At 57.6% G+C, this 255-nt stretch carries 1 pseudogene; it reads right to left on the bottom strand.

The annotated features are described in order from the left end of the window. Positions 1-255, bottom strand: a pseudogene (locus ACZYSM_RS29620) (hypothetical protein); the annotation flags it as partial.

The raw sequence follows: 255 nt of genomic DNA, 5'->3' as shown, positions 1-255 counted from the left end.
CCACTTCACCATCGGCCAAGCAATGCACGCTGGATTGATCCAGAGCACCGGCAGTACCGCTGTCGAAATGCACGCCGCCGTGGCATAGACCACTGGTGCCTATTGGATAGAAGCCCGCCTTCGCCTTGGCTAATTGAGTCAACTGCAACAGCGGGTTATTCGTATCCTTGAAAGGATGGCTCCAGCTCTTCACCGGTTGCAGGCCGTCATCTACCGGTTGCGCAGGTGCAGACCGGGGAGCCGAATCGGGGTTTA

This window comes from Pseudomonas sp. F220, assembly GCF_057813935.1.
This window is presented reverse-complemented; position numbering and strand designations above follow the sequence as displayed.